Here is a 14,145-nt window from a genome sequence, read left to right as displayed (position 1 = left end):
GTAGAGTTTCCCCATGCTGAATGAATACGTACCGCCTTCCCTCCTCAACGAGCAGTTGAACTCCCGAGACAGCGCTGGGCAGTCCAGTTTGCGCCAGCAACTATCGGATCTGGACGTCCAGGTCACTGAGCGCTTTCAGACACAGCCGGTTTTCCATGGGTTCGTGCAGCACCACTTCGATCAGGACTTTGCCGAACTGACGTCCCCTCTGGATCTTCGGCACAGCTATGTCCAGTCCCGAGAAAAAACGCCCACGACATCCTCGGCTACTGATGACGCGCAGCCGCTGTCACTGATGCCCAGTCTGATGGATGCTGCCGTGCAGCGCATCGTCAGTGGTGAGGCGGCGAGTTATGCCAGTCGGCAGACCGACTTCTACCATGTGCCCAAGGCCGGTCGCGCCACTGAACGCTTTTCGGCGCTCAAGGCCCAGGCATTCGATGGGTTTCTCGATCGATTGGCCGACGGGTTGCTGGTGCAATACCCCTTGTATCTGCAGCGCTACTGGGACACGCCTTTGAGCCCCACAGACAACCGAACCCACAAACAGTGGCTGGAGGAGGTCAGGCTCACGCATCTGAAAACCGAGTTTGAGCTGCTCAGGTGCGATGAGCTCCTCAGCCCCAACGCGCAAACGCTGTTCGACAAACTGCTGCGTTATCCGGATGCCGCGGCCCGCCAGGCGCTGCCGGGCTATCGTCCGTGTGTCTATGGTTTGGCACTCAAACAGGGCGAGGCACCTGCGATCCAGATGCAGGGCGCCTTTATCCTCACTTCGCGTAACCCGCAGGACTCGCAGACGGGTTGGGAGATCGATGCCCGCGCGCCTGCGGTTCGACCCATCGAACCGACTGCAAATGTCGGGTGGGTGCTGTTGTTCTCCCAAATGCAGGGCTTTGAAGAGTTCGACTCGCTGGCCAGCCTTGATCGTGAGTTGCACCGTCGCCTGGGGCACGGCGTCGAGTTCGCCAGCTTGCTGGAGATGATTGCCGACAACGATCACGAGCGCGTACTAGCCCTGCATCGTGTTGCGCCGGTTGGCGACCAGATGCTTTATCTGGAGCGACTGGACTCGCCTTTCACATTCGGCATCGAGTCGCAGTGCCGGTTGATCCAGCAAAATGTTGCCTCGACCATCGCCCGCTACCAGGCGATGGGTATCCACGCCGAGATGGCCAACTTGCCTCGTGCGCTGGACCGAGTGACCGATTTGCGGCGCGCGTTCACGATTGATGCGGTACTGCAGGCCAGGAACAAAAAGCGTACGCAGGCACGACTGCGGGCTTTTCTCGCGGGAGCCTCGGTCGTCGACAAAGAGGCCTGGGCATCGGCGTTCACCCTCTATGGCCAGACGCTGGCCAATTTGTCGGACAGCGAAGGGCTGCCTTCCTTCAGTCAGTTCAGCGACCGGCGCTCGCTGTTGGCGTACAGCAATCGACAACTGCGCGTGGCGCTTGAGTCTGAACACGGATTGACGGTGAACCCGGATGACATCCTCGTCACCACTCGGGAGCCCGATGTGCCGCCAGTGACGTATGCGCCGGGTGCACCTGCGTCCACCATCCGCGAGCCTGGGGGGGCGCAACACAGATACCGTTCGCGGACCCTGACAGAGCTGGCCCTGGAGAATGTCGGGGGCCTGGACTTCAATTTCAGCAATTACTCTACGCTGAACGTGAAAGCCTCGAGCGGTGCGACGCCCAGCCGCATTACGCCGTCACCGAATATCAATCCCGCCGCGGGATTGCCCACCTATGACGGTTTGACGGTCGAACAAGTCAAAGACTTGGTGCGCAACCTGAATGTCGGCCAATCCTATCAAGATTTTTTGCAAGCCAACCTGATCACTTCCACGCAGGCTGCACTGCACAAACAGACTTTTGCCCAGCTCATGGCCCAGCAACTGCGCCTGGATGCCATCGAAGCCAAGATCAACGGTGATTTTTTACCAGATCGACTGGCGCGTGGATTCAATTGGGTGACCGTGGTGCTGGATCACCCTGTCGACAACGATCAGCGTGCTCCGGTCGAAGACCACCGGATTATCGTGCAGCACTTGAAGCTGCGTGGTCAGTTGGTTCGCGGCGTGTTGCTGTTCTGCACGTCGACCGCCGGCAGCGGCACCATTGTCGTGTATACGCCCCAGGCACCAGACGGGCGGGTGTTTCGGGAGTACCCCCGGGAGCACCTGATGAGTGACTTCATTCATAACAGCCAGTGGCGCGAATACCTGGTCGGGCGAGTGGAGTTGGCGTTCCAGCCCCAGGTCCGGGCTACAGTGCAAGGGCGGGGGGATGTCTCCACGGTCAGCCTTGCGCGGATCGCGGATAACTTCTTCGAGGTGGGGTATGAAATTGAAGTCAGTTTCGCGATCAATGACGCGGCAGCCCAGACGACCACCACCGGGCAAACTGATATCGAGACCGGTCTGACGGTTGCTGGTATCGCGCTTGATGTGGTGACCATGGTTTTGCCGATCCGCGTAACACTGCCTATCGGCCTGGCCAGGAGTCTGTTTTCGCTTTTTAACGCCGTTGATGCGGCGAAAATCGCAGATCGGGAAGGTGTCGCCCATCACGTTGTCCGGGCATTGGGAGAGTTCGCCGGCGCTCTGGTGGATGGCGCAGTCGGGAAGGGGCTTGCAGGTGCCACACCCAAAGCGGTCCCAAGGCTGGCTTCAGGGGCGCGAAGATTGAATCCGCAAATGGCCCTGGGTAAAAAACCGCAGGCCCTCAGCCCGCTCCCCGGATGGGAGGGAAAAGGCATTTATTACAAGCTCTCGCCAGTCGATGGAGTCAAGCAGTACTTCCTCAATGACGGCCAACATTGGTACTCGATCCTGGATGAGGGATTTGAGCAAGCATGGCGTGTCAGGGATGCCCGCAAGCCGGTTCAGTACCACTATTCTCCGATCCGCCGGGATCGGGCTGGACAGTGGGAAATCGGCACGCACCCGGATGCGCCCGCCTTGGGAGGTTTTTCACCGGAGCGCGCACTCAGGGACCTTTATCCATTTCTTGACGAGTTCCAGGCCCGGCGTGTGTTTGAGTCCTTCGCGTTTCCCCCAGGGCGCGAAATCGAGTTCAGATTGAGCCTGGTTCATTACTTACGCACAGGGGGGGCATTAGGCATTTTCGACACCTACCTGATCGTGAGCCCCGCGCGATTCCAGATGCGCCTCAGAGGTCTGGATTGGGCGAATGCATGGAGTGGCGGTGGTATTGTTGATCCGGCTGCTCGACCCATCGCCGTCGAGCCAGTCCCAGGCCCAAGTCGTCCACGTCCGGTAGAACCGATTCCTGGGCCAAACCAACCGGTGGTCGTGCCGTCACGCCCAGCCAGGCCTGCCAGCGAGCAGTTTGTCGATTGGGGGCAAACCCTGGATCCGGCTCATGTTCAGTTACAAGACCCGCAGATGGGCATCTATCGGCGTATCGGTGGCGATCCGCAATGGATCGGGCGTGACTACGTCAAGATTGATGAGCGCTATTTCCCTGTTCTACCTTCAGGCGCCGCGATCAATACCGGTGTCGTGCTGATGCATGATCCACAGATGCCCACCAACAGCTTTGTGGCGTTCGAGCGGATGCTCAGTACTGATCTCTACAGGCAGCCAAGATTGGCGACGTTCGAGCAATCACTGTCTCGATGGATGCATTCAATTGAGTTGCCTTTCATCAAATCACTGGTCGCTTATGTGGCGGACGCGTTCCCGACATTCACGTCAATCTCTCAGACGCAGGTTGCCAACATGCTGTTCAACCTGGGCAATCCTACAGGCCTGACGGTCTGGGGGGTTGCCGCCCTCCAGCGCACGCTGCAGGGCTGGCGTTCTTTATCAGCCCAAGCGCTGCCCGTGCTGGGCGCGCCGCTGTCCTTGCTCCCGGTCACTCACAAGACCGCAGGAGCATGGCGCCTGCAAAACTTTACCGGTTTGTACCATCGCCTGAATTTCAGTACGGATGGCGTCCCAGTGCTGATGCATGAGGCGGTGGTCTCGGGGACCGAAAGAGCGCTGAAGACGCTGATGGTCGAGCGGCTGGTGGGCAGCCGTTACGAAATGGTCGCGGGGTTCAACCAGCCGTCCGAACTGCTGTTCAGGCGTGCGGGTAGCGATCAGTTGTTTTGGATGACGTTGCGTAGAGCGTTGGGCGAGGTGGTTGAGGGCCCCCATGATGTGACACTGAGAGTTGACCTGATGGAGCCAGCGACTCGAACCCTGGTCAGCCAGGCGCAAGCCAGCAAGCACTTGGTACAGTTGATCGGCGGCATTCATCTGCCGGCGGTGGGTGCCCAGGCGAATATCTTTGTTTTCCGGATCTGATCGGGCTCTACGTCGATCATGGTCGTGCACCTTAAAACGAGAAAAGCCCTGCAAGCGTGAGCCTGCAGGGCTTCTTGATCAGGCTGACCGGCTCATTGGCCCCGCGCGAGGCGGGGCATTTTCATGACGGGACTTGGCCTGGGTTGATCAGAACTCGTGATCAGCGTTATCCGGGTTCAGGTCGCTGATACCCAGTTTGCCAGCAGCCTGCTCGATCGAGCCGGTCTGCTTGACCAGGGCGGCGATGGCGTCGCGCACGATCTGGTTGCCTGCGGTGTTGCCAGCGGCGATCAACTGGTCGTAGTGCTCACCCTTGTTGGCGTGATCGACCATGACCTGCAGCTTGGCTTCGGTCGCAGCCAGGTCCGCCTTGAGGGCGGTATCGGCAGCCGGGTCGGCCTTGGCCACCAGCGACGACAGGCTGGCGCCGGTCATCTTGGTGCCGTCGGTACGGGTGTATTCGCCCAGGTACACGTTACGCACGCCCTTGGCGTCGTAGAAGTGCGAGTTGTGGGTGTTGTCGCTGAAGCAGTCCTGCTCGTCTTCAGGCGAGTTGGCTTCCAGGGACACTTTCATCCGCTCGCCGGCCAGTTCGCCCAGCGAGAGGCTGCCCATGCCGAACAGCATTTTGCGCAGGCCGGTCTCGCCTGGCTCGGCTTCCAGGGTGGCGCGGTAGTTGTCGGCCACGTTCGGCTTCCAGTTACCGACCATTTCTTCCAGGTCGCTGACGAGCAGTTGGGTCACGGCCTTGAGGTAGGCGCGACGGCGATCGTTGTGGCCGCCGGTAGCGCCGGTACCTTCCAGGTAGTCCGAGGCTGGACGGTTGCCAGCGCCTGGGCCGGTGCCGTTCAGGTCCTGGCCCCAGAGCAGGAATTCGATGGCGTGGTAGCCAGTGGCGACGTTCGCCTCGGAACCGCCGAGCTCGTTCAGGCTGGCGAGTTTTTCCGCGGTGATGTCTTTCACGTCAACTTTGTCTTCACCCACCTGGACTTCGGTGTTGGCGATGATGTTGGCGCTGGCACCCGGGTTGCCCAGGGCGTGCTCGTAGCTCTTGTCGACGTAGTCGATCAGGCCTTCGTCCAGGGGCCAGGCGTTAACCTGACCTTCCCAGTCGTCGATGATGGTGTTGCCGAAGCGGAACACTTCGCTCTGCAGGTAAGGCACACGAGCGGCAACCCAGGCAGCCTTGGCGGCTTTCAGTGTTTCGTCGTTCGGCTTGGCGAGGAAGGCGTCGATCGCGGTTTGCAGGGTTTTCGCGGTGGATTCGGCATCGCTGTAGACGGCGAAGACGATATCGGCGTAATGCGCGACTACGGCCTTGGCAGCGGCTTCGTCGACTTTGCCTGTGGCAGCCGGAGCAGCAGGTGCTGCGGTGCTGGCGGCTGGAGTAGGCGCTTGAGGAGCAGCAGCCTTGTCTTTACCTTCGCCGCAACCGGCGAGGGAAATAGCGATGGCCAGCAAACTGGCGGTAGCCAGAGGCATACGAATCATGGCGAACATCCTGCTTCGGTAGATGAGGGACAAGCGCGGTGGACGCGCAAAACTGCGACATAATGCAAATCTTTCGCATTATGTGTAAAGGGTTGTACCTGGAAATATTTCTTATTCATCGACGCGGGATCAAGCGCGCCACGCACTTGTGTAGCAGCGGCCTCGCGGGCTCGACCGCTGCTACACGCTGCTACAGCGGGCTCAAGACGTTGCTGCGTTGCGCCTGTTTCAGGTACGCACTCAATTCCCGGGCCGGCAGCGGCTTGCTGTAGAAGTAACCCTGACCTTCGTGGCAGCCCTCAGAGATGATGTAGGCCTCTTGCTCAGCGGTCTCCACTCCCTCGGCAATCACCTGCATGCCCAGGCTTTTGCCCAACTGGATGATCGCGCGCACGATGGTGGCATCGTCATCGTCGTCCAGCAGGTCCTGGACGAAGCTCTTGTCGATCTTGATCTTGTCCAGCGGCAGGCTTTTCAGGTAGCTGAGGGAGGAGTAGCCGGTGCCGAAGTCGTCGATGGCGATCAAGGCGCCGGAGCGGCGCAGGCTGAGCAGGTGCTGGGCGGCGGTGCTGATGTCTTCCATCAGGCCGGTCTCGGTCACTTCCAGCTCCAGGCTGCGTGGCGGCAGGCGGTACATCTGCAGCAGGTTGTTGACCACCCGTGGCAGCTCGGCGTGGTGCAGTTGCACGGTGGAGAGGTTGACCGCCATGCGCAGGTCGCTGAAGCCCTGGTCGTGCCAGTCGCGCAACTGGCGACAGGCCTGGTCCAGGACCCACTCGCCGATGGCGATGATGCTGCCGTTCTGTTCCGCCAGCGGGATGAACAGGTCTGGCGGTACCAGCCCGTGCTCCGGATGCTGCCAGCGAATCAGCGCCTCGACCCCTACCACCCGGTGATCGCGATAGCTGATCTGCGGTTGATAGACCAGAAACAGCTGTTCGCGACGCAGGGCCTCGCGCAGGTCCTTTTCCAGTTCGCGGCGCCGGCGCATTTCGCTGTCGACGCTGGCAATGTAGAACTGGTAGCGGTTGCGCGAGCGGGTCTTGGCCAGGGTCATGGTCTGCTCGGCTTTCTGCAACAGCTTTTCGGTGCTGTCGCCGTCCTCCGGGAACAGGGTGATGCCGATGGTGGCGCGCAGGCGGATCTCCTGATGATCAAGGGCAAACGGCTCTTCCAGGTCATCAAGAATGCTTTGCGCCAGTTCGGCGGCTTCATAGGGTTGCTCGATATCAGCCTGCACCAGGGCGAACTGGTCGCCACCCAGGCGTGCCAGCGCGCCGAGGCGACCGCTGTGGGCGCGCAGGCGGTCGGCCAGGGCCAGCAACAGTTGGTCACCGGTCTGGTAGCTGAATTGCTCGTTGATCCCCTTGAAATCGTCCAGGCCAACGCAGATCACCGCGACCCGGCGTTGCAAGCGCCCGGCATCCACCAGGATCTTGTCCAGTTGCTGCTGCAGCTGCTGGCGGTTGGGCAGGCCGGTGAGAAAGTCGTACTGGGCCATGCGCAGCAGGCTGTTCTCCGCTTCATGGCGCAGATGGGTATTGCGCTCGATGGATTCGAGCAACTGGTTGGCGGTATTGATCCACAGCCCCAGTTCGTTTTTCTCGTGGCCTTTGAGCTGGGGGATCTTGTGTTCGCTGGGGCGGTCGGGGTTGATGGTGGTCAGGTGCTCGATGATCCGCGACAGCGGCTTGGTCAGCAGCCAGTGATAGACCAGGTACAGCACCAGCCCCATGGCCAATGCCCGCAATACGCCGGAAATGAAGATGATCACCGAGCTGACAATAAATCCCTGGCCATAGGTGGCGGTGTCGAGGGTAATGCTCAGGTCGCCGTAGTACTCACTGTAGGGACCGCGACCCACCAACTGGGTGGTGAAGGTGCGCTCCTTGCCCAGGATCAGGTCGGTCAGCCAGCGACTATCGGAATGCTGCAGTTCACGGCTTTTTTCCGCCAGCATGGTTTCATTGGGATGGCCGATGGAGGCCATGCGCACGGCGTCATCCTGGAACAGCCCTTCGATCACCTGCATGCCCATTTCCCGATCCAGGCTGTAGACGGCCTGGGTCGATGGGTCGCGAAACATGTCGAGGATGCGTTCGGCGTCGTTGGCCACTGCCTGGCGCGTCTTGTAGGCATCAAAGACGATCTGTGCGCAGCTCAAGACCACACCCACGATCAATGCCGACAACAGCACAACCCGGAGCAACTTCACCGACAAGCTGTTTTTGAGTTCCAGCTTCAAAGGGTAATTCCTTGTTCCGTGCGGGTAACGTCAAGATGCCATGAGTATTGGCAATCCCGTGATGGCAGTCAAAGGGACAATCGAGCCAGGTGGATGTTGTCCGCCGGCCTGGCCGCATAACCTTGGGTAAGCGGTTATTGAAGCCCATTTGTATTGTGTCGGTACGCACCTCCTGCAACTTGAGGGGCAGGGGAGAATATTTGTATTTGCTAGATGGTAGCCGCCTGCGGCGCTGGAGCAAGGGCAGGAGTGTTTTGCGTGGGGACAGGTGCCAGCCACAGGCATAAAAAAACCCGGCAATGCCGGGTTTTTTCACAGCAAGCGGACTCAAGCGGTGAAGGTTTTGCCTTCGAACTGCTCAGCCACGAACTTCCAGTTGACCAGGTTCCAGAACGCTTCCACATACTTTGGACGCACGTTGCGGTAGTCGATGTAGTAGGCGTGTTCCCAGACGTCGCAGGTCAACAGCGGGGTGTCGCCGTTAGTCAGCGGGTTGCCGGCGCCGATGGTGCTGGCCAGGGCCAGGGAACCGTCAGCCTTTTTCACCAGCCAGCCCCAGCCGGAACCGAAGGTACCGATGGAGGTTTTGCTGAACTCTTCCTTGAACTTGTCGAACGAACCGAAAGCAGCGTTGATGGCTTCAGCCAGCGCGCCGGTTGGTTGACCGCCGGCGTTTGGCGCCAGGCAGTTCCAGTAGAAAGTGTGGTTCCACACTTGAGCGGCGTTGTTGAAGATGCCACCCGAAGAAGACTTGACGATTTCTTCCAGAGTCTTGCCTTCGAACTCGGTGCCTGGCACCAGGTTGTTCAGGTTCACGACGTAGGTGTTGTGGTGCTTGTCGTGGTGAAACTCCAGCGTTTCCTTGGAAATGTGCGGCTGCAGTGCATCGTGTGCGTAAGGCAGTGGCGGCAATTCGAAAGCCATGGTGATTCTCCTAATCAGGTCAGTTGCGGTGAGCGCAAGGCCGATCACGGGCGGCCAGACTAGCGCCGGGGAGTTTGTACTCTTTGCGGCGCAGGTGTCGGATCATAGCACCGGGGGTGCGGCATAACCACGCAACAACTGTGTGGGATAGAGGTTCCAGAGCCTTTTGCGATATTCAACTGGCGACAATTAATTGAAAGGCCACCGCGAACATCATCACCGCCACCAGCAAGTCGAGAATCCGCCAGGTGCTGGGGCGAGCCAGCCAGGGAGCGAGCCAGGCCGCGCCGAGGGCCAGGGTGAAGAACCACAGCAAAGAAGCACTGGCCGCGCCGACCACATAGGCCCCGGGCTCGGTCTGTTGGGCGCCGAGCGAGCCGATCAGCAACACCGTATCGAGGTAGACGTGGGGGTTGAGCAGGGTCACCGCCAGTGCGCTGAGCAGCACTGCGCGCAACGAGCGCACAGTCTGGTCCTCACCTTGTTGCAGGCTCTGTTTCGAACAGGCCCGGCGCAACGCCAGGCTGCCGTACCAGAGCAGGAACGCCGCGCCGCCCCAGCGCGCGATGGCCAGCAGGGTCGGGTTCTGCGCGAGCACGGTGGCCAGGCCAAACACCCCGGCCGCCACCAGCAGCGCGTCGCAGACCACACACAGTGCGGCCACCGGCAGATGATGTTCACGGCGCAGGCTTTGCGCCAGGACAAAGGCGTTTTGCGTGCCGATCGCCATGATCAGGCCGAACGCCACCAACAGGCCGTTTACATAGCTTTGCCACATGAGCCTTACTCCGCGTTCGCCGCCAGTTGCGTCAGTACGGTCATGGCGCGTTCTGCATCGCCCTGGCCGACAAACAGATGGTCGTGGTAGTAGCCGGCAATCACGTTGCAACTGATACCGGCCTGGCCCAGGGCTGTGGCGAAGGCGGCGGTGAGGCCGACAGCTTCCAGGGCCGAGTGCACGTTGAGGGTGATCCAGGCCGCCACGTAGTCGAAGGCCAGCCCACATTGCAGGGCGCTGGAGCGTTCGAGGATCACCGTCAGGCCTTCCTGTTCACGAAAGCTGCCGATGATTTCGCAGCCAACTGGCAGTTGCCCGTCGGCAATCGTGCAGAACACGTATTCGCCGTCGTTCAGGTGCGGGCTCATGCTGCGCAGCAAGGTGTTGAGTGAGGTTTCGCCAGCCATGTCGCTGATCCTTGGGCAAGAGTGGATGCTGGCTATTCTCCTGTTCCAAGCTGTATAAGAAAAACCAATATTGCTGATCGCTCATTAGGAAAACTGATGTTCGACTATAAATTGTTATCCGCTCTGGCTGCCGTGGTCGAGCAAGCCGGCTTCGAGCGCGCGGCGCAGGTGCTGGGACTCTCGCAGTCGGCGATTTCCCAGCGGATCAAGCTGCTCGAAGCGCGGGTCGGCCAGCCAGTGTTGGTGCGGGCCACGCCACCGGCACCGACCGAGATCGGCCGGCGTCTGCTCAACCATGTCCAGCAGGTGCGCCTGCTTGAGCGCGACCTGCAAAGCCTGGTGCCGGCGCTGGATGAAGCTGGCCTGCCCGAGCGCCTGCGCATCGCCCTCAATGCCGACAGCCTGGCGACTTGGTGGGCGGGGGCGGTGGGGGATTTTTGCGCAGAACAGCATTTGTTGCTGGATCTGGTAGTGGAGGACCAGACCGTCGGCCTCAAGCGCATGCGTGCCGGAGAAGTGGCGGCCTGCCTGTGTGCCAGTGAGCGCCCGGTGGCCGGTGCGCGTAGTGTCTTGCTGGGCGCCATGCGTTATCGGGCTCTGGCCAGTCCGGCCTTTATAAGCCGGCATTTCCCGCATGGGGTGCAGGCCGAACAACTGGCTCGCACCCCGGCACTGGTGTTTGGTCCTGACGATTTCCTGCAGCATCGCTACCTGGCGTCCCTGGGCGTCGAGGGCGGTTTTGAGCATCATTTGTGCCCGTCTTCCGAAGGTTTCATTCGCCTGACCGAAGCGGGCCTGGGGTGGGGCCTGGTGCCGGAATTGCAGGTGCGCGAGCAACTTGAGCGCGGTGTGCTGGTGGAGTTGTTGGCAGATAAACCGATCGATGTGCCGCTGTACTGGCATCATTGGCGCAATGGTGGCCAACTGCTCGGCTTACTCACCGAGCATCTGGTGCGCTTATCCAGCCAATGGTTGGTGCCGTTGGAGCAGCGGTAAGCGTCAAGCAGCAAGCGATAAGTGAAGAGCTTGCGTACCGTTTTTAACTTGCAGCTTGTGGCTTGAAGCTTGGAACTGCATCTGTAGGAGCAATACATGAAAATTCTGGTCACCGGCGCAAGCGGCTTCATTGGCGGGCGCTTTGCGCGGTTCGCCCTGGAGCAGGGCCTGGACGTGCGGGTCAACGGTCGCCGGGCCGAGAGCGTCGAGCATCTGGTGCGCCGCGGTGCCCAGTTCGTCCAGGGCGACCTGACCGATGGGCAGCTGGTGCGCGACCTGTGCGTGGACGTCGATGCCGTGGTGCATTGCGCCGGTGCGGTAGGGGTGTGGGGGCGCTATCAGGATTTCCATCAGGGCAACGTGCTGGTCACCGAAAACGTGGTCGAGGCCTGCCTCAAGCAAAACGTCCGCCGCCTGGTGCACCTGTCCTCGCCGTCGGTCTACTTCGATGGCCGCGACCACCTGGGCCTGACCGAAGAGCAAGTGCCCAAGCGGTTCAAGCATCCCTACGCGGCGACCAAGTACCTGGCCGAGCAGAAGGTCTTCGGCGCCCAGGAGTTCGGGCTCGAAGTGCTGGCCCTGCGCCCGCGCTTTGTCACCGGCGCCGGTGACATGAGCATCTTCCCGCGACTGCTGAAAATGCAGCGCAAGGGGCGCTTGGCGATTGTCGGCAATGGCCTGAACAAGGTCGACTTCACCAGCGTGCAGAACCTCAATGAGGCCATGCTCAGCTGTCTGCTGGCCAGCGGTTCGGCGCTGGGCAAGGTGTATAACATCAGCAATGGTGCCCCCGTGCCGGTGTGGGACGTGGTCAACTATGTGATGCGCCAGATGGAAGTCCCGCAGGTCACGCGGTACCGTTCCTACGGCCTGGCCTACAGCGTTGCGGCGCTGAACGAGGGCTTTTGCAAACTCTGGCCGGGGCGCCCCGAGCCGACCCTGTCGCGCCTGGGAATGCAGGTGATGAACAAAAATTTCACCCTGGACATCAGCCGCGCCCGGCATTATCTGGACTACGACCCGAAAGTCAGCCTGTGGGCGGCGCTGGATGAATTCTGTGGCTGGTGGAAGGCCCAGGACATCGGCGGACACCCCCGGCACTGAACCGAGTGACGGGTTCGGGGTCGATCAATGCGCCGAGTTCAAGGTTTATACTCGGCGCATTTAGCCATTTCTGTGGTTCCAAAAGGTTGACTCATGTCCATGCGTAACGATGCCAACGACGACTTCGATAATGTGCCGAGCCTGCGTGCCGACAGCTTCGATCACGATGACTTCCACACCGCCGGCCCCACCCGCGAGCGCAGCAGCGTGCAGGCGCGCAGCGTCCCTGCGGTCCAGGTCAAGGGGCCCAGCACCGGCCCGTTGTGGGCGTTGGTGGGCGCGCTGTTCTTTGCGTTCATTGGCCTGGCCTGGTGGAGCTTCCAGCAGATCTCCCTGATGGAGCAGCAGTTGGTGGCCACCCAGGAAAGCTTCGCGCGCATCAGTGAGGAAGCGGCCGGGCGCTTGCAGGACATTTCCGGCAAGGTCGTCGCCAGCCAGACCAACGTCAGCAGCGACAGTGAAGCGCTCAAGTTGCAAATCAAACAGCTGGAGAGCCAGTTGCTGGAGCAGGGCCAGCAACAGCAGGGCGTGGTGGGGCAGGCGACTGACCTGGACAAACGCCTGGCACAGATCGCGGCGCAAAGCGCCGAGCAGCGTACCCTCAATAGCCAGTTGCAAAGCGAACTCAAGACCCTGGGTACCGAGGTGACCACCCTCAAGAGCACGCCGGCCGATACCAGCAAGGTCGAGGCTGAGCTTAAAAGCCTCAGTGCCGAGATCGCCGCGTTGAAGAAACAGGGTAATCCGAGCGCGGCCATCGACCGTCTGGAGCAGGAGTTGCTGGTGATCAAGAGCGAGCAGGACAATCGCCCGGCGGCCCCGCAAGGCGGCGCTACAGTGGCCGAGTTCGATGCTTTCCGTGGCCAGGTCACACGCAACATCACCACCTTGCAGACCCAGATCCGCAATTTGCAGCAGCAGATCAGCACTCGCCCTTGATCGGGTCGGCTGGGTTTTGCTGAATATTCGTACATAGCCTCAAGCCGTCTACGCTCTTGAAACATCAACAAGAACGAGGGACGCGCAATGAGGTTTCTGCAAAAAGCCGTGCTGCTCGGCGGGTTACTGCTGTTGTGCCTGGGGCAGGTGCAGGCGGCGGCCAAGGTCGCCGATGAGGACAAGGCCGCGCTGGCCTTGCTGGAAAAGGCCCTGGCCTATTACCACGACCACGGGGACAAGGCGTTTGCCGCCTTCAGTCGCCAGGGTGAGTTTGTCGACAAGGACAAATACGTCTTTGTGCTCGACACCAAGGGCACGATGCTCGCCAGTGGCGGGCCGTCCTCGGCATTGATCGGGCGCGATGTGTCCGAAGTGCTCGGCCCTGATCTGCAGAAAGCCTTCAAGAACGCCTTGCTGGTGCCTGAGGGCAACGGCATCCAGACCGCCGAGTATCGTTGGCAGAACTGGGCTGACGGCAAGGTCGAGCGCAAGCGTGTGTACTACCAGCGCATCGGCCAGCGGATTCTTGCAGTCGGTTACTACCTGCCTCGGGCTTCGGCAGAACAGGCCAAGGCCCTGCTCGACAAAGCGGCGGCCGACCTGGCCAAGGATGAACAGGCCACGCTCAAATCGATCAATTCCCTACAGGGCGGTTTTCTGCAGGACGACCTGTATGTGTTCGTGGTCAATCTCGACAATCAACGTTACCTGGCCCACGGCACCAACCTGCGCTTGATCAATACCGACTTCGGCAAGATCAAGGACCCGGAAGGCAAACCGGTGGGCGAGCCGATCCTGGCGCTGATGGCTACGCAGGATCAGGGCGAGTACCAATACCGCTGGAAAAACCCGGTTACCGGCAAGGTGGAGAACAAGCACGCCTACTTGAAAAAAGTCGGCAACCGGCTGGTGGCGGTGGGGTATTACAGTCCTTGAC

At 60.6% G+C, this 14,145-nt stretch carries 10 protein-coding genes; 5 read left to right on the top strand and 5 right to left on the bottom strand.

All coding sequences use genetic code 11. The features are described 5' to 3' along the window. Positions 1-13: 13 nt before the first annotated feature. Positions 14-4,324 (top strand): dermonecrotic toxin domain-containing protein, encoded by a 4,311-nt coding sequence (locus tag CKW24_RS05305; RefSeq protein ID WP_095165870.1) that lies wholly within the window; start codon positions 14-16, stop codon positions 4,322-4,324. Between the two features lie 147 nt (positions 4,325-4,471). On the opposite strand, the gene CKW24_RS05300 is transcribed toward CKW24_RS05305, so the two are convergent. The 5 genes from CKW24_RS05300 to CKW24_RS05280 all read right to left on the bottom strand — a co-directional run bounded on the left by CKW24_RS05300 (position 4,472) and on the right by CKW24_RS05280 (position 10,169). Continuing rightward, positions 4,472-5,815, bottom strand: a complete 1,344-nt coding sequence (locus CKW24_RS05300; RefSeq protein WP_095165869.1) for an imelysin family protein — start codon at positions 5,813-5,815, stop codon at positions 4,472-4,474. Between the two features lie 190 nt (positions 5,816-6,005). Continuing rightward, positions 6,006-8,060, bottom strand: coding sequence for a bifunctional diguanylate cyclase/phosphodiesterase (locus CKW24_RS05295; RefSeq protein WP_095165867.1), 2,055 nt, complete (start codon positions 8,058-8,060; stop codon positions 6,006-6,008). Positions 8,061-8,387: 327 nt separating this feature from the next. After that, positions 8,388-8,984 carry a superoxide dismutase gene (locus tag CKW24_RS05290; protein ID WP_095165865.1) on the bottom strand — a complete coding sequence of 199 codons (597 nt, stop codon included), beginning with the start codon at positions 8,982-8,984 and terminating at the stop codon, positions 8,388-8,390. A gap of 175 nt (positions 8,985-9,159) precedes the next feature. Continuing rightward, entirely contained in the window at positions 9,160-9,762 is a 603-nt protein-coding gene (locus CKW24_RS05285) for a LysE/ArgO family amino acid transporter (protein ID WP_095165863.1), read from the bottom strand. Between the two features lie 5 nt (positions 9,763-9,767). Next, positions 9,768-10,169 carry an ACT domain-containing protein gene (locus tag CKW24_RS05280; protein WP_095165862.1) on the bottom strand — a complete coding sequence of 134 codons (402 nt, stop codon included), beginning with the start codon at positions 10,167-10,169 and terminating at the stop codon, positions 9,768-9,770. Positions 10,170-10,265: 96 nt separating this feature from the next. Here CKW24_RS05280 and CKW24_RS05275 point away from each other — a divergent pair, with 96 nt between their 5' ends. The 4 genes from CKW24_RS05275 (at position 10,266) to CKW24_RS05260 (ending at position 14,144) form a co-directional block, all read left to right on the top strand. After that, positions 10,266-11,165, top strand: a complete 900-nt coding sequence (locus CKW24_RS05275) for a LysR family transcriptional regulator ArgP (RefSeq protein ID WP_095165860.1) — start codon at positions 10,266-10,268, stop codon at positions 11,163-11,165. A gap of 96 nt (positions 11,166-11,261) precedes the next feature. Beyond that, positions 11,262-12,269 carry an NAD(P)-dependent oxidoreductase gene (locus CKW24_RS05270; RefSeq protein WP_095165858.1) on the top strand — a complete coding sequence of 336 codons (1,008 nt, stop codon included), beginning with the start codon at positions 11,262-11,264 and terminating at the stop codon, positions 12,267-12,269. 93 nt (positions 12,270-12,362) lie between these two features. Further along, positions 12,363-13,208 (top strand): ATPase, encoded by an 846-nt coding sequence (locus tag CKW24_RS05265; RefSeq protein WP_177440589.1) that lies wholly within the window; start codon positions 12,363-12,365, stop codon positions 13,206-13,208. Positions 13,209-13,295: 87 nt separating this feature from the next. Next, positions 13,296-14,144 (top strand): cache domain-containing protein, encoded by an 849-nt coding sequence (locus CKW24_RS05260; RefSeq protein ID WP_095165857.1) that lies wholly within the window; start codon positions 13,296-13,298, stop codon positions 14,142-14,144. Position 14,145: the final 1 nt, after the last annotated feature.

It is taken from the genome of Pseudomonas sp. Irchel 3H3 (assembly GCF_900187635.1).
Lineage (GTDB): Bacteria > Pseudomonadota > Gammaproteobacteria > Pseudomonadales > Pseudomonadaceae > Aquipseudomonas.
The sequence above is the reverse complement of the archived record's forward strand: the minus strand, read 5'-3'. Positions and strand labels throughout refer to the sequence as shown.